The following is a 25,345-nucleotide window of genomic DNA, read 5'->3' as shown; positions in this document are numbered from 1 at the left end:
ATATGGATTTTCATGATGCGAATTGTAGTATGATTCTTATTAATTTAAATATTGTATAATTGTATCGATAATCATTTTTATTTCTTCTGATGTAGGTTTGAACCTAATGTGCGGGACAACTATCCTGACACAGTGGGTTATTCCCCACTACACTTCCTGGCACTGGCTGAAATCAGGAAGTTCAACTAGGACTATTCCTTGGATGAATGTCATTGTTGAAACGGGAGTTGTAGTGTGTCAAAGCAAACTTCCCAGCGGAGGGCTTTTCAACGACTCTTTTTGCTCACATCGTTACTGGTACTGGCCACTATTGTCGCTGTATCTCTGGTATTGTCCCCAGACAAAACGGCACCTGTACTTATTGGGGGGGGGCAGGTAGGGCCTGATCTACAGGTTACTTCCAATACGGCTAATACAGCACAGTCTGAAAACCTTCAGAAGGTGGTTGAGTTTGTAGAGACTCTCCAATACCGGGGATGGGAGCATGACCCTTATATCCGCCCTACGGGAGATGTTCACTCAACCCCGGATGGAAAGGTTATTGATGGCTCTACCCACCACCGGGTGCGCATCTATTATTCTCCTGATGTCGTTAAATGGTTGAAAAAGTGTCGCAATACACTTCACAAGCCGGGAAAAGGGGAGTGTACGCCGGAAAAGAATATGAGGGCCCTGCCGGATGGCTCCACCATGGTCAAGGAAATGTATCAATCCGTCCCACCGGTCTATCCCGCAGAGGATCCGCTGATCGGCTGGGCGGTTATGGTGAAGAAAAACGGGGCATCTCCGGATGGCTGGTTCTGGACCATTCACTTCAAACAGGCATTTCGCTCCATGGCCACCATGGGGACTTTTTCCTATTCCTTCTGTCTTGCCTGCCATGGGGTGACGACCGCCCAGAGTTCCTTTGCCCGCTATCAGAACCTGACCGGCGACAATGCCCGCTCAATGGATGGGCAAAACTACAGGGCTCTGGCTGACCCAGTGTTTATGAAGCGGATTCTGACGGAGAAAATATCCGCAACGGGGGACATTAAGCCTCACCGGGAAAGTCCGGATCCGGACTTTCAACGGCTCTATTCCGATACATCAATCTATCAGGGGGAAGCTGCACCGGTTTACCGGGCCTCCGGGACAGGGCCAATCTTTCCCGGCAGTGACTATGATCACGTCTGGAACCATGTGTCGCCTATGCCCGCAAGCCATTCCTATCTGACGTCATCCAACTGTATTGGCTGCCATGATGCCACTTCCCTGGTGGGAACCCAGGTGCCCAATATGCTGATCCGTGATCCGGTTGAGAGGCAAAGATCCGGTCGAACAGGCCACCGGCTGCTGAATCTCTCCGTGTATGGGGAGTGGCGTTCATCATTGATGGGAATGGCGGGGCGTGACCCTGTGTTTTTTGCTCAGCTGGAATCGGAAATCAATACCTACCCCGGGCCGGCGGGGCCGATACAGGACCTGTGCCTCAGCTGTCATGGCGCCATGGGGCAGAGGCAGTATCAGGAGGACCGGGTGAAGCCGGAGAACCAGCACAAGGCGGAGTTTGGCAAACCCTGGTTTGATATCTCCATGGTGTTTGCCACCGAGGGCCCTTATGCTCGTTATGGAGCCCTGGCCAGGGACGGAATCTCCTGCATGACCTGCCATCAGATGAGCCCTGGGTCGATCAATGTGCCACCGGAAAAACTGCCGGATACCGGGCGTTTTATCCGGGCGCAAGACCACTCCCGGATTTACGGATCAACGCCAGACCACGAACAGCCCTCAGGAGGAATACGGCCATACCCGATGGAACAGGCTTTGGGCTTGACTCCGGTTTATGACCCCTACATCAACTCTGCCAATCTCTGTGGCACCTGTCATGTGATTCAGTTGAAGGTCAATCATCCACAAACCTTGGGTCATTTTCATGGCCATCAGCCCATGGATAAAAAGGGGCGGGTGATGATGAGTAAAGCCCATGAGCAGGACACTTATCTGGAGTGGCTCTACAGTGGTTACCAGAATGCAAACCCTGAGGTTCCGGTCAACCGGGCCACGGCTATGACTTGCCAGCAGTGTCATATGCCGAAGGATCTAAAGGGAAGTGGTTTCCCGCTGGCGCCCAGGGTGGCCAATGTTGAAAATGGTAACTGGCCATCCCCTCCTGCAGAAAACCTGGCACCACTGGACCGAATTACTGTACCTCCACGACCAGAGGTGGGAAGGCACAGTTTTTTTGGAATGAATCTGTTCACTTTGACCTTTTACCAGCAGTTTACCCAGTCTGTTTTCGGGATTGCTCCTGACAGTAATGTGCCGGAAGGCACAGTGTCTGGCCAGGACTTTGCAGTGGAAGACGGTGAGTATCAGATACAGCATGCCACTGCCCGCGTGGATATTCTGGACACCAGAGTGAGCAGTGCAGCACTGATTACCCGGGTTAGAGTCTCCAACAGGGCGGGGCACCGTTTTCCTTCAGGCGTCGGGTTTCGCAGAGCCTGGCTGGAATTGACCGTGCTTGGAAAGGAGGGAGAGGTCCTATGGGGATCTGGAGTCAGCGATTCTCAGGGAGTGATACAGGATGGAGCCGGTCAGGGTGCGCAACCTTTGTCGTCGGAGTTTACCCTTGACTGGCAGTCTCTTCAGCCCCACTGGACTACCATCAGCCGACAGGATCAGGTTCAGATTTATGAAGAACGCTATGTTAATCAGGTGCCTGAAGCTACGAAAGAGCGATACCAGCTCAGTACCAGCTTTCTCGGAATTGGTCGGGTAGTAAAAGACAATCGACTGTTGCCCAGGGGCTACCAGTATCGATTGATCAAAGAAAAATACGACCATGCCCGTGGGCTTTACCGTGAGACTCCGATAGCAGCCAATGAGCACGAAATGGAAAAGTGGGAGTCCCTGCTGCCGGTTTCCCTGTGGGGGGAGACGCATTTGAAAGCATGGCCGGAGTCCCTGAAAGCGGAACTGCCGGAAGGTGCGGGCAGCCCTGCGGATGACCCGGCTTACAGGGATGGCAGTGGCTCCGATGAACTGACTTATATCATTCCCCTTGGGGAGATCAAAGGTGCCCGGGAGGTGAGGGTGCAGCTGAATTACCAGAACCTGCCCCCCTATTATCTGCGCGATCGTTTTCAGCAGGGCAAGGGGGGGAGTCAGACTCAGAGGCTGTATTACCTGGTGGGGCATACGAAAACCGCGGGAACCCCTATTGAAGGCTGGAAAATCAAGGTTGCCAGTGATCGTGCCAGCATTCCCCAGGGTTGATACAGGTCAATCACCGGTGGAAATACATCCTCGAGGGTACCGGAAAAAGGAAGGATATCCGTATAATCATTCGCCAGATTAACCAATAGGGAAGCCAACATGGGCAGTAGCAACTCTCTCTCCCTGCCTCATACTTTGATGGTACAGGGAACCACCAGTGATGCCGGTAAAAGCGCTCTGGTGGCGGGTTTATGTCGTGTATTCCGACGCCATGGCATTTCAGTGGCCCCCTTCAAGCCACAGAATATGGCGCTGAACAGCGCAGTGACGACCGATGGTGGAGAGATTGGCAGGGCTCAGGCGCTTCAGGCTGTGGCGGCAGGCCTGGAACCCCATACGGATATGAATCCGGTGTTGCTCAAGCCCAACAGTGACATTGGTGCCCAGGTGATTGTTAATGGGCAGGCCATCGGCGAGATGGATGCGGTTCAATATCACGCCTATAAACCGGAAGTCCTGAAAGCGATACTGGATTCCTGGCAACGGCTGGAGAACCAGTACCAGGCAGTGCTGGTGGAAGGGGCAGGCAGTCCCGCAGAGATCAACCTGCGTGAGGGCGATGTGGCCAATATGGGGTTTGCCGAGGAGGCCGACTGCCCGGTCATCATCATCTCGGATATTGATAAGGGTGGGGTGTTTGCCCATCTCTATGGCACCCTTGCGCTGCTGTCTGAATCAGAACAGAAAAGGGTTGCCGGGTTTGTGATTAATCGCTTCCGGGGCGATGTGAAACTGCTTGAACCCGGATTGAAGTGGCTGGAAGAAAAAACCGGAAAGCCGGTGCTGGGGGTGCTTCCTTATCTTCATGGGTTGCACCTTGAAGCGGAAGACGCCGTTATTTCCCAGCAGTCCGTTAAAGATCAGCAGAAAGCCCTGAAAGTAGCGGTACCCGTTTTGACCCGGACCAGCAACCACACGGACTTTGATCCACTCAGGCTTCATCCGGAAGTGGATGTCACTTTTGTGGGTAAGGGCCAGAGAATACCGGCGGTGGATCTGGTGATTATTCCCGGTACCAAAAACACCCGGACCGATATTGAGTTCCTGAGAAGCAACGGCTGGGATCAGGACATCCTCCGGCACCTGCGTTATGGCGGCAAACTGATGGGGATCTGCGGTGGCTACCAGATGCTTGGGCAGGCCATTCATGACCCGGATGGCATTGAAGGCACAGCAGGCAGTTCCGAAGGACTTGGCTTGCTGACGCTGGAGACGACCATGGTACGCCAGAAGCAGCTGACCCTGGTGAAAGGGGAGCTCCAGCTGCCCGGCTTTAAACCAGTGGCGGTCACCGGCTATGAAATTCATGCCGGAGTCACCTGCGGGCCGGCACTGAACCAGCCCCTGATCGCTCTGGATAATGGGGAAGTGGATGGGGTGATATCCGAAGATGGCCAGGTATTTGGTACTTACCTTCATGGTATTTTTGAAACTCCGGCCACATTGAATGCGTTACTGAAGTGGGCTGGCCTGTATGAAGAGGAAGCGATTGATTATCGTCAGCTCAGGGAGGAGGGGATCAACCGGATGGCGGATGCTGTGGAGCAGCACCTTGATCTGGATAAGTTGTATGAGCTTTGTGGCTTGTCGATGAAGTGACCGGGTTATTTCGGGCTGCCTGATGATGTGCAGGGCAGCCCGTAAGAGGTTGTTCTATCTGAGCTCTGGAGCAGTGCCATATTGGTTGTTGATGGTTTCAACCAGACCGGCAATCTTCATAAGATGGACCTTCATCTGCTGGATAACCTCCGGTGTGTAGTCAAAGTTCGGAGGAATCTGGCTTCCTGTGTTGGTGGCATGTTCCAGAAAATCAAACCCACCAACCAGGGAGGCTTGCCCCCTGGCCAGTTGCTGGAACTGGATTCTTTGTTCGTCATCCAGACACTCTTCAAGCCCCTGCATCCGGGTGGCGATGGTTCTCAACAGTTCCGTTTTCAGGGCTGGGTTGTCTCTTCGGCCTCTCTCTCCACGCATATAACTTTTTTTCTGTAGCTGGACGGGAGGGGTTACCAATTCCTGCTTGATGTCTGATCGAGTTGGGTTTTCAGGTAGAGCATCCAGTTGCAGCAAGGTGGTTTCAAGAAGGGTCTGAAAACCACAGAGTTCCTTCTGAAACTGGGCTTTTCTTGCGGCTTTACCCATGACCGCTCGTTGTGCCGGGTTCAGTGTTTTGTCTTTTAGGTTGTTTATTTTGTCAGGAAAATGCTTTGTTACCTTTTCTGGTGGTCTGGATTTGAAGAGCTCATCCCTGAGCCATTGGAACTTTAAGGCTTCATCCGCAAGGGCCTCACGGTTACTCCGGCTTTCTTCCGGTGAAAGGTCCATAGATGTGGCGCTGGTTTGTTTGATCAACCTTTGTAAACGGTCATGACACTCTTTACAGCCGGTTCTGTATTGTGCTTCTTCAGGTTTTTCCAAAGTTCCTGTTGAGCTTTTTTGTCTGAATCTGGACCAGACTCCAGATGCTTTTTTCCCCTGATCCTGCAGGAATTGGGTAGCCCGCTCCCATGTTTGACTGGCCCTTCTATAAAAACGGGAGGATAACCCCCCTCTCGGCATGCTGTCTTCGGGAACAGGGGGAAAAGGGACTTTTGCAAGCTCTCGGTTAAGCGCTTGCATGGCATGTTCACACTCCTTCTTGGAAACACCCTCGGTGCCGAGCATAGATGCCTCAACCTTTTTCAAGTGAACGTTGATGCGTTGTGCGGTGGGAAAATCGCAAAATGATTGACAGCGCTCAGCCAAATCAATGATGGGTTTTAAGGACTCCCTGTTAGCGAGAGCCTTTTCAACCTCAACAGGGTTCAGTGGCTGACGAGGGCGTTCCCGCCTTAGCTTTCGATTTCTCACCGCCTTTTCAGGGGCAGCAGTTGTAGGCTCAGTTGGAGGCAGTCTTAGCCCGGCAGTGGTGTGGGACTCTGAAGGGGGCATTTTCGATTTTGGGTGAACTTCAGGCGAGTAGCCTGGTGTCTGTGTGATTGAGCCTGGAATTTTTGGGCCACCCATGGGAGAAAATCCTTTTCTGATGATCGCTGTATAGTTACAGATTAGCTCAGCCCGGTGCAGAGCACCTTGTGAATAAGCCCGATAAAAGGCGTTTGCCAAAACCCGGGGTTGCCCCCATCATGAGCCGGACATGTAACCAGAGAGACTGCCATGAGCGAAAAAAAAGGCTACCGCCTGACTCGAATCTACACCCGGACCGGTGACCAGGGCATGACCAGAACGGGGGATGGGCAGCAGGTGTCGAAGTCTTCCCCCCGAATGCACGCCATTGGCACGGTGGATGAAGCCAACAGCTGGCTTGGGTTATTGCTGCACTCACTGAAGCAGCAGGGGGAGCTGACCCTTGAGCAGCTGGGGCGGATCCAGGATATTCAGCACCGGATGTTTGATGTGGGGGGGGAGCTGGCCATGCCGGGCTACCAGTTGATCAGGGAAGAGCATACGGAAGCGATTGAGACGCTGATTGATGAGTTGAACGGGCCTTTGCCTCCCCTGAAAAACTTCACCCTGCCGGGTGGAGGGCAGTCGGCCTGCTATTGCCATATGGCCAGAACGGTATCGCGCCGGGCAGAACGCTGCATTATTGAGTTGAAGGACAGTGGTGAAGCGGTGAACCCCCCTTTGCTGACCTTCGTCAACCGCCTCTCAGACCTGATGTATGTCCTGGGCCGCCACTGCGCTATCCAGGATGAGGGGGAAGTGCTCTGGCAGGCTTCTGAAAAGCACAAGCTTTAACCCGCATATTTCATGAAGCCGCTATGAAAAAGCGATTATCCCACGTCTTTCAAGGGGTGTAGGAGAAAAGCGTAAAAAGACAATTTGTCATAGGGACGCTCGTCGGCTTGTCGCTAGCTCTTTTTCCGCCATGACAGCATTTTGTCGACAAATCCAGGCAATGAGCATGAATGTGTCGACAAAATGTGTCAGCCGAAAAAATAGCAGAGCGACAAGCTCGACACTTCATGCAATATGCGGGTTAATTGATCTTTGTCAAAAGTGAAATGCCCGACAGCTTGATCCAGAGCAGTCGTTTTCCTTAATTCCCGGATGAATTGATACGGATGTTTGGGTATTATGTCGCCACTTTGTAAGGGTTTCTGTCAGTTATCCGTGATTTACCAGAGGTAAAACGGTGCTGACGCTTCCGGGAAAGAGCATTTTCGAAAGAGGGAACAGGGTGAAAGGCCCTGACTGTACCCGCAACTGTAATGGACGAGTTTTCCGCCACTCCTTCTCTGCTTTGAATGGTCAGCAGAGAAGGGCGCCACTGGAGTGATCTCCGGGAAGGCGGCTGAAAATGATGACGCCAGAGTCAGGAAACCTGCCTTTGCAAAGCTGGCAGCCTGTCGGACTTAAGACAATTTCGGCCTAAAATCCAGAAAGAACGGCCTAATCTTTCGATGAATTCGATTAAATAGACCCGCTATTTGCACGAATCCATCGAAAGATTTGACTCGTTCTACTGAATTTTATGCTCGAAAGCATAAGTCCGACAGGCTGCCGGAAACAACCAGGTCATGACAGTATGACTTGAACCGGGCGGGTTACCTGGCGGTTGGGAGCACAATGCATTCCTTTTATAAACTGGATAAACATCCGGTGACCGCATGCCGCCCTGAGTAATTGCAGTGACTCAGGGGCACTATGAGAACGTTTCTCTCTTTTATTCAAACCCTATTGCCAGCATGGCCTATAGCCGGTTTTTGCCATGGGTTGAGTGTGGCGGCTTTTTATAAGCTGATGGCTCTTTATGGGCTGATGGCTTTTATGGGGCTGACGGCTCTTGTCTCAAGTCCGGCGGTTCAGGCAGAACCCCGCCATGGCCAATACTGCGTTAAGGACAGCAGTGATCGCAGCGTTTGTCTGAAGACCCGTACTCCCAGAATTATCAGTTTGTCCCCAGGTTCCACAGAGCTGCTGTTTGCCGCCGGTGCCGGGAGCCGGGTGGTGGCAGTTGACCAGTACAGTGACTATCCCGCTCAGGCGGAAACGCTTCCTAAAGTGGGTGGTTACCCCAATATCAGTGTGGAAGCGATTGTTGAAAGAAAACCGGATCTGGTGGTGGTCTGGACCGGTGGGAACTCCCTGAAACTGATGCACCAGCTGGAATCCATCGGGATTCAGACCTTCCACCTTGATGTTTTTGACTTTAACGATATTGAACGAACGCTGAGAACTCTGGGGCAGGTGGCAGGCACTGAACGGCAGGCAAACCACCAGGCCGATGCCTTTGCCCGTCGATTGGCGTCCCTCAAATCCAGTTATCAATCCCGTCCAACCGTATCGGTGTTTTTTGAGATCTGGCGGGACCCTCTGATGACCGTGGGCAATGGTCAGATTATCAACAAGGCGATCCAGCTCTGCGGAGGCCGGAATGTGTATGGCAACCTGTCCGAAAGGATTCCCCGGGTTGGCATGGAATCACTGGTTGCTCTTGATCCCCAGGTCATTATCGGTTCAGACCCCAGAGGGGATACGGTGGCCACCCGCAAAGCGTTAATGGAGTACTGGGGGCGCTGGAAAATGCTGACAGCGGTTCAGAAAAAACAACTGTTCTCCGTTCCCAGTGACCTGATTGCCAGGCCCACACCCCGAATGCTCGATGGGGTTGAGACCCTCTGCCAACACCTTCAGGCCGCAAGGCCTGCCAATGCCCAACAAGAGGCTGAGTTTGCCGCTACTGAAACGGCACCTTGAAATTGCCTTGAGCGGAATAACAACCATGACAATGAATACCAAGCCGCAGTATAGCGGCACTCTTATGGTGAATAACCATAGTCAATAGCCACAGTAAACAGATCAGGTACAGCAAGGATTTAGATGATGTCAATTCACCCTCGCACTTGTCGGACACCTTCCCGGGCCTCTTTTCGGGAAAAGCGCTTTGCCAGAAGCAGGCTGGCCATCGCCACCTCCCTTATTTTGACTGGCGCGATGGCGGGAGCTGCCGCCCAGGCCGAAGAGGTTTATGAACTGGGGGAAGTGGTGGTCACTGCCGCAAGAACCTCCCAGACTGTGGATGAAACCCTGGCACCGGTGACTGTTATCAACCGGGCTCAGATTGAGCGGAGTCAGGCGAGCAGTGTGACGGAGTTGTTGAACAGGACTCCGGGACTTCAGATGGCAACAAGTGGTGGGGCCGGTAGTATGGCCAGCGTTTATCTGCGTGGCACGGCCTCTGCTCAGACTCTGGTCATTTTGGATGGGCAGAAAATTAACTCTGCAAGCAATGGTCTCTCACCTTTGCAATATATCGATCCAGAGCGAGTTGAGCGAATTGAAATTGTTCGAGGCCCGCGCTCCAGTTTGTACGGGGCAGATGCTATTGGTGGAGTTATTCAGATTTTTAGCCGAAAAGGTAAAGGTGAGCCTTCACTTACGGCAAAATTAGGGGGGGGGAGTCGAAACACTGGTGAGTATGGTTTCAATGTTAATGGGCAGTCAGAAAGCACCCGTTACAATTTAGGGGCTAATATGTATGAAACTGGTGGTTACGATAATACATTAGCTACCAATAATGGGGATGAAGATAACGACGCTTATAGAAACAAGTCGGTTTATGGTAGCCTTTCACACCGGTTATCCAGCGAGCTGGATATTGGGGCAAACTTTTCCCATTCTGAAGGTAAGTCAGAGTACGATAATAACTCTTCATTTTCTTCTAGCTCTCAACCATATAACATTTTCAGAATTTCCAATCTGAGCTCTTATGTAGCTTTGTCTGTTAATGATAAATGGGATACACGGCTCGATGTAGGTTATGGGGAAGAGCATACCCAGGCTCGCAAGAAAGACAACGATTCAGGTGTTTCTACCGACAACTATTACAGTACAACCAAGCGTTATTCTGCCAGTTGGAAAAATGATATCAGCTGGCATGACAATCAATTACTGACCACAGGCATTGACTACTCAGATGAGCAGTATCAGGGCTCAACATCGTACGATGAAGACTCTCGCTACAATGCAGCCCTCTTCATCCAGAACCTTTCTTCTTTTGAATCCAGTGATCTCCAGCTTGGGTTGAGACGAGACAAAAACGAAGCTTATGGACAGAAAACTACTGGCAATGCCTCGTTTGGCTATAACCTGCCTGCGGATATGAGAGTTATTGCCTCATATGGAACGGCATTTAGAGCCCCAACTTTGGGGGATTTGTATTATCCTGGTTACTCAAACCCAAACCTTAAGCCAGAGACCGCTGAAAACGTAGAAATAGAGTTGAGGGGAAGGCTGCCTTCAGGGCATTGGGGCATTTCACTATTTCAGAATGAAATGGAAGACATGATTGCTGCCACTGCGGAGACTGGTTACATTCCACAGAATATCGATAAGGCAAGGATTCGTGGACTTGAGCTGAGTGCAGGGGCAATCATCAAGGGGTGGGATATTAATACCAGTGTTAGCCTGTTGAACCCGGAGAATCGCTCTGCACAGAATAATGGGAATGTACTTGTGTATAGGGCAAAGCAGCTGTTCTCACTTGAAATTGATCGTCAGTTTGGCCGTTTTGGTATTGGTGGTTCATTCAGGGGACAAGGCAGGTCTTATGCAAATGCTGGTAATACAGTGGAAGTTGCCGGTTTTGGAACCTTTGATTTAAGAGCTTCCATGAAATTAACTTCAGAGTTAAAAGCGAACTTCAAGGCCGTCAACCTTCTGGATAAAGAGTATCAAGCGGTTAATGGTTATCGTGGCGAACCCCGAGGTATCTTTGCCACTTTGATCTGGACACCTGAGATTTAACGACCGCTGTTTTTTATGACCCGCTTCGTTCCCACGCTTTTAGGCCTTTAGGCCCCTGCGTGGGAATGCCTTGCTCGGGCTCCGTTGCGCTTCGCTGTGCTCAGCGGCAACCTGCGGTATTCTCTGAGAATGTTATGTAGGTTGCTGCTGAACGAAGTGAAGCGCAACACAAAAGGCTAACGTGAGCGAAGGCGATGACCAAAGTAAGGATTTACCCATGACCCTGAAGTATTCCGGCAATATCCGCGAACTCTGTTACCCCTTTATTTATGAAGACTCCCCCCTGTGTGACTACGAGATTGTGACTGACGAGCTCTGCTCTACTCTGGGGGGCGTCATCTCAGAACTGGAAGGGGATGAGCGGTTTGGGGATATTTATGACTTTCTGGACCAGCTGCAACCCCGGATCTTTCATATGAACGGTTCCATCCGTGGCAAACAGGCCATTTTTGAAGCCCAGATTGAGTGGCTGGCGGAGTATTTTGACCGTTACCAGCAGGAAATTGAGGGGCTGCTCAACGGGTTTGTGCTGCCCCGGGGTGGGCGGCCGGTACAGCTGTTGCACAGCTGTCGTTCATTGGCCAAGAAGGCGGTCAGAGCGTTGGTCAAGGTGGATGCTCACGGGATAGAAGTGCCTGATGAACTGCACCGGTTTGGTAATATGCTCTGCAACCTGTTCTTCCGGCTGACTGTGGTGATCAACCGTCGTCTCGGTGTCGTCGAGCCGGAATACGAGAGCCTGAGTTACAACCTGAAAGCACCCAGGAAAAAAGAATCCTGAGATTCACCGTTCCCTCCTGAGATGGTTGCCAAAGCCCTGGTTCCTGTTCGCTTCGCTGTGTTCAGCAGCAACCTGCGAGACTCCATGAGACGTTTACGCAGGTTGCAGCTGAATGAAGTGAAGCGCAATACAAAAGGCTAAAAGTGCAGGAACAATTCAGGTTACCCCTTTATTTGCTCCAGGTGGTCAAAGCCCTTGAAACTGATTTTATAAAGCAGTGAATAAATCACTGGCAATACAATCAGGGTCAATACCGTAGCAAAGCCCAGACCAAAAATAATAGTCACCGCCATGGATTTGAAAAAGGCATCGAACAGCAGGGGAATCATCCCCAGCATGGTGGTCAGTGCTGCCATACAGACGGGCCGGACCCGGCTGACCGAGGCATGGAAGATGGCTTCATGTTTCTCTCTTCCCTCTTCCAGTTCCAGCTTGATCTGTTCCACCAGCACAATGCCGTTTTTGATCAGCATGCCGGAAAGGCTTAACAGACCCAGCAGCGCCATAAAGCTGAAAGGGGCATTCAGTAACAGTAACCCTGCTACTACACCAATCAGTGCCAGGGGGACGGTACACCAGATAGCCACCGGCTGTCGTACTGTATTGAACAGCAGAACGGTGATCAGGAACATAAATAGATACCCCATGGGGATGGAGGCAAAGACCGCTTTCTGGGCATCACTGGAGGTTTCGTAAGAACCGCCCCATTCCAGCTGGTAGCCCTCAGGAAGGGGGATTGCCTCAATGCTGCTCCGTACCCGGCGGAAGACACTGTCGGTGGTCTCATCACTCATCAGGTCCGGGTCAGCCATGACCGAGAGCATTCGTTTGCGGTCCCGGCGGACGATCAACGGGTTTTCCCACTCAGTGTCAAAACTGGATACCGCCTGGGTGATGGGCACAAAGCTCTTGTAATCAGCGCTCCATACCTGCAGGTCGGTGATGCTGTCGGCATTCAGTCGCTCAGCTTCAGGGGCCCGGACAATCAGTGGCAGCAGGTGGCTGCCTTCCCGGTAGACGCCCATCTGCTGGCCGGAGTAATTCATCAGCAGAGCGCTGTCCAGGGCCTGCTTGGACACTCCGCTGCGTCGTGCACTGGCTTCATCCAGGTGGGGGCGAACGATGCTGACCTGGTTACGCCAGCCATGCTGGATACTGGTGGCCAGGGGCTCATTGCGAAGCACTTTCATGGCTTGTGCGGCCAGTGAGCGAAGGACCGCCGGGTCAGGGCCATAGAAACGGGCTTCGATTTCCGCTTTGGGGGAGGGACCGTTCTGAAGCCGCTTGATGCGATACTCCACGTTGGAAAAGTCGTGTTTCAGAACGGTTTCCACCTGGGGTATCAGAGAGTGGATGCTATCCAGATCGCTGGCTTCAATAATCAGTTGTCCGTAACTGTTGTATTGCTTTTCCGGCATATAGGGCAGCACAAAACGCTGGGCCCCCCGGCCAATCACTGAGGTTACATTACGGACCCCTGCCATCCCGGTCACCTGTTGTTCAAAGCTGAACAGCTCTGCTTCGGTGGCCCGGATATCGGAGCCTTCCGGCATCCAGAAATCAACGAAGAAGATCGGTGTGTTGGACGGTGGAAAGAAGACGTTTTTAACATGTCCGAACCCAAGGATTGCCAGGAACAGTGCCAGTACGGTCAGGCTAATGGTGGCAGGGCGGTGCCTTAGGGAGCGTGACAGCAGCTGTTTGTAAAGGGTAAACAAGGCGCCTTGATAAGGATCAAAACCTCCATTGTCGTCCCCGGTCGTTTGCTTTTCCGCACTTTTGCGTTCTATGTTTTTGAAGAGGATGTGACAGAAAAAAGGCGTCAGCGTGATGGCTGTGATCCAGCTCAACAGCAGGGAGATCATCAGCACCTGGAACAGGGATTTACAGAACTCACCGGAAGCGTCTTCAGAAAGGCCAATGGGGGCAAAGGCCATAATGGCAATGACGGTTGCTCCCAGCAGGGGCCACTGAGTCTGGCTGACCACTCGTCTGGCTGCCTCCAGGCGGCTCAGCCCCCGCTGAATGCCCACCTGGATGCCTTCAGTGACCACAATTGCGTTATCCACCAGCATGCCCAGGGCAATGATCAGCGCCCCCAGGGAGATCAGCTGCAGGTCAATTCCCAGTACCTTCATGACGATAAAGGTGCCGAGAATGGTGAGTAGCAGTACGGCCCCCATAAGCAGTCCGGAACGAACACCCATAGCCAAAAGAAGTACCACAATCACAATGGCAATGGATTCTGCCAGGTTGACCAGAAAGCCATTCACGGAGGCGGAAACGGCCGCGGGCTGGTCATAGACCGTGATCAGCTCAATGCCGACGGGGCGTTCGGATTCCAGGTCGGACAGTGCCTGGCGAATGGCATTACCCACATCCACCACATTGACTCCGGAGGAAAAGGAGATTCCCATAGACAGCGCCGGCTGGCCGTTAGAGTGATAAAGGGTATCCGGGGTTTCATCGTAGTCCTTGCGAACGCTGGCAATGTCTCCCAGCCTGACCAGTTGTGTGCTGCCGGGAGGGCTGACAATCAGCTGTTCCAGTTCGCGGATATCATTGAACTCACCGGTGGGGTGAATCCGGATGGAGTGGCCATCCACAAACATCCGTCCGGCATTGGATACCACATTCTGGTTCTGGATCAGGGAGAACAGCCAGTTGGGATCGATGCCCAGAGCGGCGGTTTTGGACCTGGACAGTTCCAGAACCACCTGTTCCTGCCGGGCGCCCACCACAGAGACCTTCTTGACTCCGGGCACCATCACCAGTTCCCGCTTCAGAAAGTCCGAGTAGTTCTCCAGATCTCGTGGGGAGTAGCCTTCACCGGTGATGTTAAACAGCATGCCGAACACATCACTGTAGTCGTCCAGGGTGATGGAGGGATAGACGCCGGGAGGCAGGTCTTTCTGGGTATCGTTCACCTTTCGTCTCAGCTCATCCCAGATCTGGGGCAGCCTGGTTTTGTCGTATTGGTTCTTCATCTCCACGGCAATCTGTGACGTACCACCGCTGCTGATGGAATCAATGTGCTTGACGTACTCCAGTTGTTGTATTGCCTCTTCCAGGGGCAGGGTGACTTCCTCTTCCACCTGTTCCGGTGAGGCGCCCGGATACTGGGTGATCACCATGGCCTGTTTGATGGTGAACTCCGGAAACTCCAGCTGGCCCAGGCCAAAAAAGGAGAGACTGCCCCCCACTAGCAGGATGGCCACAAACATCCAGCTGATGACCCGGTGGGAAATGGAATATTCAGCGATATTCATGGTTACAGCCCCCTCTCTTTGCGAAGGGGTTTTACTTGCATTCCGTCGTGCAGTTGGCTGAGGCCTGCGGTGACAATCCGGTCTCCGGGGGAAATACCCGACAGGATCTGAACGCCGGACTCGGTAATGCGCCCTGCCGTGACCTCAACCGGAGCTACCTGGCCTGATGCTTCATCGTAGCGCCAGATAACCGTTCTGTTGCTTTTGTCATCCCGGGTGATGGCGGAAACAGGCACCATCATAAATGCCTTATGGTGGCTGGCGTCCATAACTTTGGTCAGGTCAATAATCACGGTGGCGCTCATGCCCGGTAATACATTCAGGCCCTCTGGCGTTTCCCGGGTGAAGATGACCTCATAACTCTGGGTACCCGGAGTGACACGGGTTGCATGCTCTTTGTAATTGACAGGAAACAACTTGCCGGGGGCACCTGGAAATTTGACCATGGGCTGATAACCCTGTTGAACGGACTCGCTGTTGACATGGGAGACAATGCTTTCAGGTACCTGAATGCTGATGTCCAGCATGTCACTGCTCTGCATGATCAATACCGGTTGCTGGGCCTGAACCTGCTGATGGTTTTCTGCCAGTTTCTGGGCAATCCGGCCACTGAAAGGTGCTTTGAGTGTCGTGTATTCCAGCTTGTCCCTGGCCAGCTTGAGGGCTGCCTCTGCGGATTTCAGTCGGGCGCTGGCGGTGTCAAAGTCCGCCTGGGAAATCACCTTCTTACTGATCAGGGAACTGGCCCGGTCAAACTCTACCTTGGCCAGCTCAAAACTGGCCTGGCGATCCTGAAGTTCATTGCGGATATCCCGGTCATCCAGATGGGCAAGTACCTGACCCTGCATGACCTTATCGCCCTGATTGACCATCAGGCGATCCAGCAGGCCTGGAATACGAAAGGAAATTTCTGCTTCTTCTGTGGCCGTCACTTTACCCGGGAAGCGTCGCAGCTGCTGTTTTCCCGGGTCTTTCACCTCAAACAGTTTTACCGGGCGAATCACCGGCTCGTGAATGACTTCTTCCTGGTTACAGCCTGACAGAAGACTGGCCAGGAGCAGAGGGAGAAGTGCCCGAAGGGCTTTTGGCTGAAAGCCGGTTCTGGAGGAAAAATGAGCTTGCAGTCTGCTCAGGACTGAAAGCGGTGGTCTTGTTATAGCCTTGAAAACAGCCATGGTTGTCTGACTCCGGTTAACTTTGCTTCGTCCAGTCACCCTACTCAAAGGGGGGAAAGGCAGGAGGGGGGACGGAATAGAATATAAAAAGGGTTTGGAGGGCAGCTTTACTCAGAATCCTGCATGAGTTCAGTGACCAGCCGCTCTGCAGTTGTGCGACTGTTGTCGATCAGATCTTCAGAAAATGGCTCTGGCCAGCCCCAGCCCTTTAGCAGGCTGTCCAGGTTGGTCAGCAGTATGGAAAAGCGGTTGTTGTTCTCCGCCTCCTGGTGCTTCAGGCCAAAGCCTGAAATACTCAGCTGGAAAAGCCCCTCACTCATGCCCCGGATGCCAATCAGTAGAACATTTTCATCAAGAGTACTCTGGTTGCCTTCGCTGGCGGGGCGGCTGTTGATGAGATCCCTGATCAGACCTTTCACCACACCGACGGTCTCCAGATAGATGCTGTCAAGGGCCAGCAGTTTTCCCTGGGAAGCCCTTTCGCAGACATCAGGGCTCATGGCAATGTGTCTCAGGCAGTAGTGATGGGGTTTGCCAGTGTAGTAAAGCCAGGCCGCCATGTTCAGAGTCACCAGCCTTTCCATGGCGCCAGACGGAGCGTCGACAACCCGTGAAAACAGCTGCTGAATGGTGATCAGCACCTTTTCTGCGCAGCCCAGCAGCAGATCCTCCTTGCTGGAAAAGTGGGAGTATACGGTTCCCATGGAGTATTCGGCCTGGCGGGCGACTTCGGACATTTTCAAATCCAGAAACCCCTTCTGTTCCAGCAGGGTTAGCGTGGCCTGGATAATGTCAGACTCGCGCAGAAGCCTTTTGTCCAGTTTTGACATGGTGGTTGGCCCACAGTAAACGTTCGATGGCAGTAGCTTAGGTGGTTTGCAGATTTTTGTCGAATAATATTCGAATATTGTTTTTGCGTGGCCCTCACCCCGGCCCTCTCCCAGAGGGAGAGGGGGAGAAGAAGTGGGTCCCTCTCCCCGGGATAGGGAAAAAAGATGCGTTGGTGTTTAACTCCGGTCTGCCCCCTCTCCCTTCGGGAAAGGGTTGGGGTGAGGGAAGAGGTGAAGAGTGGGGAAAGGCTGGATTTGCTTCATCCTCTGCCAGGATATAAGTTAATAAAAGAGCGTCCTGGCCGACAGGAATAAGATTCCAGGTTTGTTTTTCATGGAGGAATCAATGCTTCTGGCCGTTGTTGTTGCTGTACTGATTGTTGCTGTTACTGCTTACCTCTCTCTTCTTGAGTCTTCGGTTATCGGAATTGATGAATTAAAACTGGTGACGATTCTGAGCCGCAAACCCCGCAACAAAGAGGCTATCAAGGCTGTCTTCAGGCACAAGCGGGAACACCTGTCTTCTATCGTGTTACTGAGTACTCTGGTGAGTATTTCAGGCAGTACCTATATCGGTGCTCTGGCGGCCAGGGAGTTCGACGATATGGGGTTGGCGGTATTTACGGCGCTGCTCGCCTATTGCATGCTGGTGTTTGCCAAGATGTTACCCAAGGTTCGGGCGGTGCAGGTGGCAGAAGAAGTGGTGATCAAACGGGCCAGTCTGATCCGGTTGATCTACAGGATGACCCGGCCCGTGTTGATGCTGGCGCTGTTCTGGGTAAAGTTATTCCCGGGTAAAGCCAGTGAGAAGCAAAGCAGTGATGAGCTTCGCAGCATTATCAAGCATTACAACAAGCGGGGAGTGATTGGCAAAAGCCAGAGGCGGATGGCAGAAGCGGCCCTGGTGGCGAACCAGCGAACACTGGCTGACCTGCTGGTGGAATCGGGCCCTCTGGTCTCCCTGCCGCTCAATGCCACTGTGGCCACCATTGAAGACACTCTTCGAAATAACCCCTGTAAGCGGTATGTGGTTCTGGACGGTGACCAGCCTGTGGGAGTGGTACTTTATCGCCACCTGGCGCGATCCCTGGTCAGTGGTCAGGCTGACGTGGCCATTGGTGAGTTGGTTCGCAGAACCATCAGCCTGCCACCGGACACCCCCTTGTCCGAAGCGGTCAGTGAATTTCAGGAAGCCCGGGTGTCCGTGGCGATCCTGCCGGGAGAAACCCCGGAAAGCACCCGGTTTATTACGGTCAAGCAGGTCTATCGGGCGTTGTTGGGCGCCGCCTGAAACCAGGCCCCCGATGATTGTTGCTGGTTTTGTCCGGCTCACTTCATAAGTTGAAGGTTCTGGCAACCATTGGCTCCGATTGCCTTCTTTTTTTGCTCTTCGGTCCAGGGTAATGCGTTCAACCGTATCGACGCTTTTTGGCGCTATTATTCAGTTTTCTACTGTCTTGGTACGGTTAACCCAACGTTCATGTTATTTCCTACCGATTCCGCTGTTCTCCTCATTTTTGTACTTTCCTGGTCAACAGGAGACAAGCAGTGGTGCAGTTTACAGGAAGTGCCAATCAACGGTCAGCCGTTGAAGGTTGATGAAAGCAGAGGTCTTGAGGCTTTTGGTGTCCAGCCGGTCCCCACCAGCAGTACGGTTATTGTAGGCATGATGGCGGGCGTCGATGGAGAGCCTCCTGAACCGCCCGGTGGCTCCAGTTGGCCAAAAGAGCCGGAAGACTTTCTGGGGGATACAGAAGAGAGACCCGTTGAGTCATGGTGGAGCTGGCTTGCCAGACTGTTCTGGTTGGGGGTAGAAGGTAAGTCAGCGGCTGCAAGCCTGGAGAGGGAGGTTGATGGTTCTTCGGATAGCCTGTCACCTGAACAAGGCTATGCTACCAGCGATGATCTCTCCACAGGCCTCACTGAACAGTGGGGTGACGATCAGGTAATGGTGGCAGGGGAAGAGTCAGCCTTGGGGGATGATCTGAGCTCTGATGAGGTGGTGGAAATGCCCTCGTCTGTCTCATTGGGCCTACAGGAGAACGAATGGTCCCAGGCTTCGGACGCCACAACTGTCATTTGTTTGGGTTCTGAAGAGGGGAGTATCGGGGGGGCTGGAACCAGTATCGCCCAGCTCTTGCGGCAGGTTTGTGAGGAGACGGATGCTGCACGAAGGCGTTTGGCTTTTCAGAGGCTGTTACAGGCGCTGCAGGCAGAAGTGTCATCTCTGGAAATGGAGAAAGAAGTCTTAGAGAACAGGCGGTCTCAGAAAAAAACGGAACGGGCTCGGCGTATAAGAAAGGCGGCCTCGGAAGTGTTGAGGTTGAGGGCGGAAATGCTGGAACAGGAAGCCGGGCGTGAGGCTCTGCGTAGACAGAGTAGAAAGCTGACGCGCAGAATTTGGCGGCAGTTCAGGCAGTTGTTTTGTTGTAAAGCCCCTGATCCGGAAACAGCGGGCTCTCAGGATGAGTTGAACCATTGACCTGGCTGCTCCGGGTACAGTCGTCTATGGATTATAAAGCCTTCAGTTCTAAAATAACGTGCCCCCAGTCGTCTTCAACGATTCCTGTTTCTCTAACCTCCAGGCGCTTTTTGAAGTTGGGGGCATTGACCAGCAGCGTGTGAAACTCGCCATCTTCCCCGGTTGGGCAAATACCGGCCTGGCGGATTTCATCGGCAATCTCTGGTGTCAGGATTTGCCCCAGCAGGTGCTGGCTAAGCCTGTCTTTTTTTACGCTGACAATCAAGGTTTCAAACCGGGCGGCAAACAGGTCTTTCAACAGCTGTTCCCTGTCGTATTGCCAGAGGGGGAAGTGAGGTGTCACTCCTGAATCCCGCAGGATTTTTTCATACCAGTCTTTGTGGGCCTGCAGGTCAATGTCACCAAAAAACAGCTGGTGGGTGTGATGGTCTTTCTGTACCCGCTCAAGCGCTGTTTTCAGACCTGCTTCGTATTGTCCGAAGCCTGCCTGACCAAATACGATGGGCAGACCAAGACAATCGGCCTGGGCTTCCAGTACTTCACGATGCAGGCCGTGGGCACTGGTCTGTTCGCTGTCTTCCTTCAGCATGGTCAGCAGGCAGGTAGGGGTAAATTCTCGGTTCTGGCTGTGCCAGAGGGCAAAGCTGGCGTCTTTGCCGCCACTCCAGGAGGTGCAGAAGTGTTTATTGATTTCAGGGACTGGTGTCATTGGTCATTGGAGGGGTCATTAAGGGATCGGGTATTCTACCGTAATGGCGGCCCGGCAATCCAAGGAAAGAATGCCGCTTAAAGCATAAGTCATAAAAGAAAAGCCAGGTCGTAACGGCAGCAGATGGCACCCGGTTCAAAGTCAACTTCCAGGTTCATAAAGTCAGCAGGACTTTGCTCTTTTAAAACAATTGTATTTCTTGCTTCCGCTGAACGGCTCTGAAATACAGTATCTTTTGGCGCAATCCTGTCATGGGATGCATTGTTAAAATAGGCTTCTGTTGTCAGTACTCCATGATCAATATGTTTCATTTTGATATGGATATGAGCGGCGCGAGGAATGGGCGTTTTTCTGGACCCCATTGCCATTAGAAGGTACCAGCGTGGCTGAATGGTTTTGAAAATGTAAAAGCCGTTACTGTCGGTTTTGACGCGGGCAAAATAGCCAAAGTGAGGGTCCAGCTCATCTTGCCTCCACCCGCGGGGATGTTTGTAGTTGCCGTTGATGTCCGTTTGCCAGATTTGAACTTCAGTATTTGGCAGGGGGGATCCATTTCTACTGAATATCGTTCCGAATAAATAGAGCCTTTTCCCTTGAGCCTTTCCCTTTCCGATTGAAGTGAGGTCTCGGTTCCAGGGAATCTCAACGGGTGGGTACAGGGGGCCATCTTCTGTTGCAGCTATAAATGGAAGGTCTGTTCTCTTTTGAGCGGGTGAAAGAAGCGCCTCGTTAGCGTGTGAATCATGAAAGAGACACTCTGTCCCAACCAGTAAAGAGCTGTATTTTATAAAGCGCCTGCGGGAAAGCAGTTGATTGATTCCGGTCTGTTTCATTGAGAGTAAGCCAGAACTGACATATACAACTGTTAAAAGGCTAGCCCCCTTTCCTGCAAAATCAAATGGTGACTCATATAGAGCGCCTGGCACCGATACGATATCGCCTTAATGCTCTTTGCACTGTGAACGCTGATGTTCGCTAACGGGTAGGCAGAAGCCTGCTTCTTATTCTCTCCAGGCAGGACATACCAGCCGTTCCGGCGTATACTGGCGGCCATTCTAGTTTGTTCCTTCGTATTGACTCCCCAAGATGACTCAAACCCTTGAAACTGATGTAGTGGTAATTGGTGGCGGTATTGCCGGCCTGTGGCTGTTCCGTTCTCTCAATCTGAAGGGGTACCAGACGGTGCTTCTTGAACAGGGCGATCTGGGCGGTGGGCAGACCATCAAGTCTCAGGGGATTGTCCATGGGGGCACCAAGTACACGTTGACCGGTCAGCTGACCAAGGCCTCCCAGGCCATTGCCTCAATGCCGGAGCGGTGGCGGAAAGCCCTTGCGGGCAAGGGAGGGGCAGAAGAGCCGGATCTCAGTCCAGCGAACATTCTGTCGGAATACCATTATCTCTGGTCTCCGGGTGATATTGGTTCAAGGATGACCTCATTCTTTGCCAGCAAAGCCCTCAGGGGGCGGGTGGATGCCCTTGGCAAAGAGCAGTTTCCTGCCATCTTCCGGCATGATGGGTTTCGCGGCAAAGTGTATCAACTGAACGAGATTGTGCTCGATATCGCCTCAGTGGTGAAGGCCCTGGTGGCGGGTCTGGAAGACAAAACCGTTCGAGTCCGCTGGGGAGATGAAGGTAATGCCCGGCTGATCAAAGGGGCTGATGGATCCATTGACGGTATCGAAATCCATCAAGGCAGCAAAACGGTTTTGTTGAAAGCCCGCCGTTATGTGATGGCGGCAGGGGAAGGCACAGCCGGACTGATGGAGGAGTGGGGAATTGAGGAACCCAAAATGCAGGTGCGTCCATTGCACATGGTCATGGTCCGGCACCGTCACCCGGAGCCTATTTATGCCCACTGCCTGGGTACGACCCCTCTGCCGAGAATTACCGTCACCAGTCACCCCGATAAGGATGGTCAGTGGGTCTGGTATCTGGGAGGAGGCATTGCCGAAGATGGGGTCAATCTATCACCGGAAGCTTTGATCGCCACGGCCCGTAAAGAAATGAAAGCACTGCTTCCCTGGGTGAATCTGGATGAGGCGCAATGGGGAACGCTGAGAGTCAATCGTGCGGAGCCGAAGCAGAGTCGTTTACTGCGACCGGATGCCGCGTTCTGTCAGGGAATGCACAACGGCATTGTTACCTGGCCCACAAAACTGGCTCTGGCGCCCAACCTCTCTGATGAGGTAATTGGAATGCTGCAGGAAGCGGGCATTGAACCAGGAAGTCAGGCTCAGTCCCTGCCTGAGGGGGTTGACCGTCCCGGGATCTGTCCCAACTTCTGGCAGAATGTTTTTGTATAACCGGACTGAAAGGTAAGCAGGCGGATGACCAGGCTGGAACCAAAACGCATTGCCGGAACGACCATCAGTGTGTCGCCCATGGGGTTTGGCACCGTGAAGTTTGGCCGTAACCAGGGCGTCAAATACCCGGAGCGGTTTACCATTCCCGATGACCGGCAGGTACTGGATTTGCTGTCCCTGGCCAGCGAGCTGGGGATGAACCTGCTGGATACGGCACCAGCGTACGGTACCAGCGAAGAACGCCTGGGAGCGCTGTTTGCCCGAAATAAGGGGCTTCGGGACCAGTGGGTGATCTGCAGCAAAGTGGGAGAGGAGTTTGAAAACGGTGAATCACGCTTTGACTTTTCTGAGGAACATATCCGCTATAGTGTTGAGCGCAGTCTGAAGCGACTGAATACCGATGTGATCGAACTGATGCTGGTTCATTCCAGCGGTGATGACGTCCGGATTATTGAGCAAACCGGTTGTCTGGATGTGCTGGCCGACCTGAAGCGGGAGGGAAAAATTCTGGCTTCCGGTATGTCTACTAAAACCGTTGAGGGGGGGATTCTGGCACTGCAGCACTCGGATGTGGCCATGGTCACCTATAACCTCAGCGAACAGAGTGAAAAGCCAGTGATCGACTTCGCCCATGAAAACGGGAAAGGCATTCTTATCAAGAAAGCCTTTGCCAGTGGCCACGCCTGCCTGGATGGAAAGGACCCTGTGAAAGAAAGCATGAAGCTGGTGTTTTCCCATCCCGGGGTGTCTGCGGCGATTGTGGGAACCATAAACCCGGAGCATATGCGACAGAATGCTGAGGCCTGCTTTCTGTCCCGGTGTTGAATAAAGCTGGCAGCCCTTTCTGTGATCAGTTCTCGGGAATTGCCAGAACCTGAATCAGCTCCTGGTGGTTCCCGACGAGATCTTGAAGGGTGTATTGATCCAGAACCTTCAGGAAGGCTTCCAGTGCTTCCCCCAGAACCCCCTTAAGCTGGCAGGCCGGTGATATGCGGCAGGCAGGCTCTTCACAATTGACCAGTGACAGGCTGTTTTCCATTTCGCGAATCAACTGGCCGATGTTGATGTCCCGGGGGTTTTTGCCAAGACGAAACCCGCCCCCCTTACCTCTCAGGGTGTTCAGGTAGCCAAGCTGCCCCAGCTTCTGGACAATTTTCATCACATGATTTCGGGAGAGTTGATAGATGTTCGTCACTTCTGTGATGGACAGCAGTGTATCGTCCGGTTGTACGGCTGCGTATATCAGTATTCTCAGGGCGTAATCGGTTTGTTTATTGAGCTTCATTCCTCTCCCGGGATGTCTATGCTTTTCTGTGCTTTCAGTCAGGAGTGCTGTCCAGTGGGCAGAATAATAGCATTCACTGACCCTGGTTGGCATCGTGGAGAAAACGGAGGTGGATTTGATGATGAATCTATATAGACAACCACAAAAGAAGTATATAGGATGCATCTTAAAAGGCGCATATAAAATGCATGTTTTTTGTTGCAGAGGTATTCCAGGATGCTCAGCCCTGAAACTGTTCGAGTTGTAAAGGCCACCGCCCCCGTTCTGGCTGAACACGGTGAAACCATCACTGCTCATTTTTATCAGCAGATGTTTCACCACAATCCGGAGTTGCTGGATATTTTCAACTCCAGTAATCAACACACCGGTGATCAGCCAAGAGCTCTGGCGGCGGCAGTCTACGGTTATGCGGCCAATATTGACAATCTTGGTGCCCTGACGGGTGTCGTTCAACGCATTGCTCATAAGCACGCCAGTTTCAATATCAGGCCGGAGCATTACCCCATTGTCGGCAGGCACCTCCTTGAGGCGGTGGCTCATGTTCTGGGTGATGGGGCGACGGATGAGATTGTGTCTGCATGGACGGAGGCCTATCAATTTCTGGCAGATCTGTTTATTTCGGTGGAAGAGGGCATCTATCAGGACAGTGAAGACCGTGAGGGGGGCTGGAGAGGGACCCGGGAATTCCGGGTGGTCAGAAAAGTGCGGGAAAGTGACGTGATTACGTCTTTCTACCTGGAACCTGCGGATGGCGGTCCTGTGGTCAGCTTTCGACCAGGGCAGTATATCGGCATTTATCTCAACCCTGAGGGACATCCCCACCGGGAGATTCGTCAATACAGCCTGTCCGATGCACCCAATGGGAAGTACTATCGTATTTCAGTCAAGCGGGAAGTCCAGGAAGGGTTCGAAGGACTGGTGTCCAATTACCTCCATGACTGGGTTTCTGAAGGGGATGTGGTGGAGTTAAGCCCACCGGCCGGGGATTTTTTCCTGAATCTGGAGACTTCGAAAGTATCTCCTGTGGTGCTGATCAGCGGTGGCGTCGGGGTGACTCCAATGATGAGTATGTTGAATACCCTGGTGGATCAGAGTTCGACACGACCGGTCCGGTTTGTCCACAGCGCCATCAACCCCAGTGTTCATGCCTTCTCAGAGTGGGTCAGGGAGTTGGCAGAAGCCCATGACACTATTGACAGTGTCGTCTTTTACGATGAGCTAGCAGCTGCCACGTTTGACGGTGATGTTCTGGAGGGGCGTGCCAACCTGGATCGGATTCGGGAGCGAATTGAGCTGGCCGATGCGGACTACTATTTCTGTGGCCCGGTGGGCTTTATGTCCATGGTCAACAAGACCCTGAAAAGCTGGGGAGTTCCTGAAGAGCGAATCCACTATGAGGTATTTGGACCCCACAAGGATATTTGATGCCATTGCAGGCTCTGTTGACTACCTCTGATTAACAGAGCCTTTCCCTGGTTACTTAAGGTAAGGCAGGAA

Annotated in this window: 19 protein-coding genes and 1 riboswitch; of the genes, 11 read left to right on the top strand and 8 right to left on the bottom strand. The window is 52.7% G+C overall.

The genetic code is table 11. The features are described 5' to 3' along the window. The first annotated feature begins 234 nt into the window (after positions 1–234). Together ACNRUY_RS00735 and ACNRUY_RS00730 are read left to right on the top strand one after the other, a co-directional pair. Positions 235–3,261 carry a hypothetical protein gene (locus tag ACNRUY_RS00735; RefSeq protein ID WP_488109721.1) on the top strand — a complete coding sequence of 1,009 codons (3,027 nt, stop codon included), beginning with the start codon at positions 235–237 and terminating at the stop codon, positions 3,259–3,261. A gap of 99 nt (positions 3,262–3,360) precedes the next feature. Further along, positions 3,361–4,860: a cobyric acid synthase gene (locus ACNRUY_RS00730; protein WP_488109720.1), complete on the top strand. Its 1,500-nt coding sequence runs from the start codon at positions 3,361–3,363 to the stop codon at positions 4,858–4,860. Positions 4,861–4,914: 54 nt separating this feature from the next. Here the strand turns inward: ACNRUY_RS00730 and ACNRUY_RS00725 are convergent, their stop codons facing one another. Continuing rightward, a complete protein-coding gene (locus ACNRUY_RS00725; RefSeq protein WP_488109719.1) occupies positions 4,915–5,679 on the bottom strand; it encodes a hypothetical protein in 765 nt (254 codons plus the stop codon). A gap of 738 nt (positions 5,680–6,417) precedes the next feature. Here ACNRUY_RS00725 and ACNRUY_RS00720 point away from each other — a divergent pair. The 4 genes from ACNRUY_RS00720 (at position 6,418) to ACNRUY_RS00705 (ending at position 11,794) form a co-directional block, all read left to right on the top strand. Next, a complete protein-coding gene (locus ACNRUY_RS00720; RefSeq protein ID WP_488109718.1) occupies positions 6,418–7,002 on the top strand; it encodes a cob(I)yrinic acid a,c-diamide adenosyltransferase in 585 nt (194 codons plus the stop codon). Positions 7,003–7,377: 375 nt separating this feature from the next. Further along, positions 7,378–7,610: riboswitch (cobalamin riboswitch) on the top strand. A gap of 301 nt (positions 7,611–7,911) precedes the next feature. Beyond that, positions 7,912–8,964, top strand: coding sequence for a cobalamin-binding protein (locus ACNRUY_RS00715; RefSeq protein ID WP_488109717.1), 1,053 nt, complete (start codon positions 7,912–7,914; stop codon positions 8,962–8,964). A 237-nt stretch (positions 8,965–9,201) separates the two neighbouring features. After that, positions 9,202–11,013: a TonB-dependent receptor domain-containing protein gene (locus tag ACNRUY_RS00710; RefSeq protein ID WP_488109716.1), complete on the top strand. Its 1,812-nt coding sequence runs from the start codon at positions 9,202–9,204 to the stop codon at positions 11,011–11,013. A gap of 217 nt (positions 11,014–11,230) precedes the next feature. Further along, positions 11,231–11,794, top strand: coding sequence for a cobalamin adenosyltransferase (locus ACNRUY_RS00705; RefSeq protein WP_488109715.1), 564 nt, complete (start codon positions 11,231–11,233; stop codon positions 11,792–11,794). 161 nt (positions 11,795–11,955) lie between these two features. Here ACNRUY_RS00705 and ACNRUY_RS00700 read toward each other — a convergent pair whose 3' ends face one another. From ACNRUY_RS00700 to ACNRUY_RS00690, 3 genes are all read right to left on the bottom strand, one after another. Next, positions 11,956–15,063: an efflux RND transporter permease subunit gene (locus tag ACNRUY_RS00700; RefSeq protein WP_488109714.1), complete on the bottom strand. Its 3,108-nt coding sequence runs from the start codon at positions 15,061–15,063 to the stop codon at positions 11,956–11,958. Positions 15,064–15,065: 2 nt separating this feature from the next. After that, entirely contained in the window at positions 15,066–16,238 is a 1,173-nt protein-coding gene (locus ACNRUY_RS00695; RefSeq protein ID WP_488109713.1) for an efflux RND transporter periplasmic adaptor subunit, read from the bottom strand. Positions 16,239–16,345: 107 nt separating this feature from the next. Next, positions 16,346–17,068, bottom strand: coding sequence for a TetR/AcrR family transcriptional regulator (locus ACNRUY_RS00690; RefSeq protein ID WP_488109712.1), 723 nt, complete (start codon positions 17,066–17,068; stop codon positions 16,346–16,348). A gap of 334 nt (positions 17,069–17,402) precedes the next feature. Here ACNRUY_RS00690 and ACNRUY_RS00685 point away from each other — a divergent pair, with 334 nt between their 5' ends. Continuing rightward, a complete protein-coding gene (locus tag ACNRUY_RS00685; protein WP_488109711.1) occupies positions 17,403–18,359 on the top strand; it encodes a CNNM domain-containing protein in 957 nt (318 codons plus the stop codon). 276 nt (positions 18,360–18,635) lie between these two features. Next, positions 18,636–19,550: a hypothetical protein gene (locus ACNRUY_RS00680; protein ID WP_488109710.1), complete on the top strand. Its 915-nt coding sequence runs from the start codon at positions 18,636–18,638 to the stop codon at positions 19,548–19,550. Positions 19,551–19,581: 31 nt separating this feature from the next. On the opposite strand, the gene ACNRUY_RS00675 is transcribed toward ACNRUY_RS00680, so the two are convergent. From ACNRUY_RS00675 to ACNRUY_RS00665, 3 genes are all read right to left on the bottom strand, one after another. Continuing rightward, on the bottom strand, positions 19,582–20,259 hold the full coding sequence (locus ACNRUY_RS00675; RefSeq protein WP_488109709.1) for a Dph6-related ATP pyrophosphatase: 678 nt from the start codon (positions 20,257–20,259) through the stop codon (positions 19,582–19,584). Positions 20,260–20,348: 89 nt separating this feature from the next. Then, positions 20,349–21,092, bottom strand: a complete 744-nt coding sequence (locus tag ACNRUY_RS00670) for a dioxygenase family protein (protein ID WP_488109708.1) — start codon at positions 21,090–21,092, stop codon at positions 20,349–20,351. Positions 21,093–21,124: 32 nt separating this feature from the next. Further along, positions 21,125–21,313 (bottom strand): hypothetical protein, encoded by a 189-nt coding sequence (locus ACNRUY_RS00665; RefSeq protein WP_488109707.1) that lies wholly within the window; start codon positions 21,311–21,313, stop codon positions 21,125–21,127. A 32-nt stretch (positions 21,314–21,345) separates the two neighbouring features. Between ACNRUY_RS00665 and ACNRUY_RS00660 the strand changes: the two genes are divergently transcribed. Both ACNRUY_RS00660 and ACNRUY_RS00655 read left to right on the top strand, forming a co-directional pair. Next, positions 21,346–22,563: an NAD(P)/FAD-dependent oxidoreductase gene (locus tag ACNRUY_RS00660; protein ID WP_488109706.1), complete on the top strand. Its 1,218-nt coding sequence runs from the start codon at positions 21,346–21,348 to the stop codon at positions 22,561–22,563. Between the two features lie 24 nt (positions 22,564–22,587). After that, positions 22,588–23,388: an aldo/keto reductase gene (locus tag ACNRUY_RS00655; RefSeq protein WP_488109705.1), complete on the top strand. Its 801-nt coding sequence runs from the start codon at positions 22,588–22,590 to the stop codon at positions 23,386–23,388. A gap of 25 nt (positions 23,389–23,413) precedes the next feature. Here the strand turns inward: ACNRUY_RS00655 and ACNRUY_RS00650 are convergent, their stop codons facing one another. Then, positions 23,414–23,848, bottom strand: coding sequence for an Rrf2 family transcriptional regulator (locus ACNRUY_RS00650; RefSeq protein ID WP_488109704.1), 435 nt, complete (start codon positions 23,846–23,848; stop codon positions 23,414–23,416). A 216-nt stretch (positions 23,849–24,064) separates the two neighbouring features. Between ACNRUY_RS00650 and hmpA the strand changes: the two genes are divergently transcribed. Beyond that, on the top strand, positions 24,065–25,273 hold the full coding sequence (gene hmpA, locus ACNRUY_RS00645; protein WP_488109703.1) for an NO-inducible flavohemoprotein: 1,209 nt from the start codon (positions 24,065–24,067) through the stop codon (positions 25,271–25,273). Positions 25,274–25,345 lie beyond the last annotated feature (72 nt).

This window comes from Endozoicomonas sp. Z74 (assembly GCF_057680865.1).
This window is presented reverse-complemented; position numbering and strand designations above follow the sequence as displayed.

What these genes read in the sequence shown, in the direction of transcription:
- ACNRUY_RS00730 (WP_488109720.1), top strand. Translation starts at nt 3,361, where the DNA reads ATGGGCAGTAGCAACTCTCTCTCCCTGCCTCATACTTTGATGGTACAG.
- ACNRUY_RS00720 (WP_488109718.1), top strand. Translation starts at nt 6,418, where the DNA reads ATGAGCGAAAAAAAAGGCTACCGCCTGACTCGAATCTACACCCGGACC.
- ACNRUY_RS00715 (WP_488109717.1), top strand. Translation starts at nt 7,912, where the DNA reads ATGAGAACGTTTCTCTCTTTTATTCAAACCCTATTGCCAGCATGGCCT.
- ACNRUY_RS00710 (WP_488109716.1), top strand. Translation starts at nt 9,202, where the DNA reads ATGGCGGGAGCTGCCGCCCAGGCCGAAGAGGTTTATGAACTGGGGGAA.
- ACNRUY_RS00705 (WP_488109715.1), top strand. Translation starts at nt 11,231, where the DNA reads ATGACCCTGAAGTATTCCGGCAATATCCGCGAACTCTGTTACCCCTTT.
- ACNRUY_RS00700 (WP_488109714.1), bottom strand. Translation starts at nt 15,063, where the DNA reads ATGAATATCGCTGAATATTCCATTTCCCACCGGGTCATCAGCTGGATG.
- ACNRUY_RS00695 (WP_488109713.1), bottom strand. Translation starts at nt 16,238, where the DNA reads ATGGCTGTTTTCAAGGCTATAACAAGACCACCGCTTTCAGTCCTGAGC.
- ACNRUY_RS00690 (WP_488109712.1), bottom strand. Translation starts at nt 17,068, where the DNA reads ATGTCAAAACTGGACAAAAGGCTTCTGCGCGAGTCTGACATTATCCAG.
- ACNRUY_RS00685 (WP_488109711.1), top strand. Translation starts at nt 17,403, where the DNA reads ATGGAGGAATCAATGCTTCTGGCCGTTGTTGTTGCTGTACTGATTGTT.
- ACNRUY_RS00675 (WP_488109709.1), bottom strand. Translation starts at nt 20,259, where the DNA reads ATGACACCAGTCCCTGAAATCAATAAACACTTCTGCACCTCCTGGAGT.
- ACNRUY_RS00670 (WP_488109708.1), bottom strand. Translation starts at nt 21,092, where the DNA reads ATGAAACAGACCGGAATCAATCAACTGCTTTCCCGCAGGCGCTTTATA.
- ACNRUY_RS00665 (WP_488109707.1), bottom strand. Translation starts at nt 21,313, where the DNA reads ATGGCCGCCAGTATACGCCGGAACGGCTGGTATGTCCTGCCTGGAGAG.
- ACNRUY_RS00660 (WP_488109706.1), top strand. Translation starts at nt 21,346, where the DNA reads ATGACTCAAACCCTTGAAACTGATGTAGTGGTAATTGGTGGCGGTATT.
- ACNRUY_RS00655 (WP_488109705.1), top strand. Translation starts at nt 22,588, where the DNA reads ATGACCAGGCTGGAACCAAAACGCATTGCCGGAACGACCATCAGTGTG.
- ACNRUY_RS00650 (WP_488109704.1), bottom strand. Translation starts at nt 23,848, where the DNA reads ATGAAGCTCAATAAACAAACCGATTACGCCCTGAGAATACTGATATAC.
- hmpA (WP_488109703.1), top strand. Translation starts at nt 24,065, where the DNA reads ATGCTCAGCCCTGAAACTGTTCGAGTTGTAAAGGCCACCGCCCCCGTT.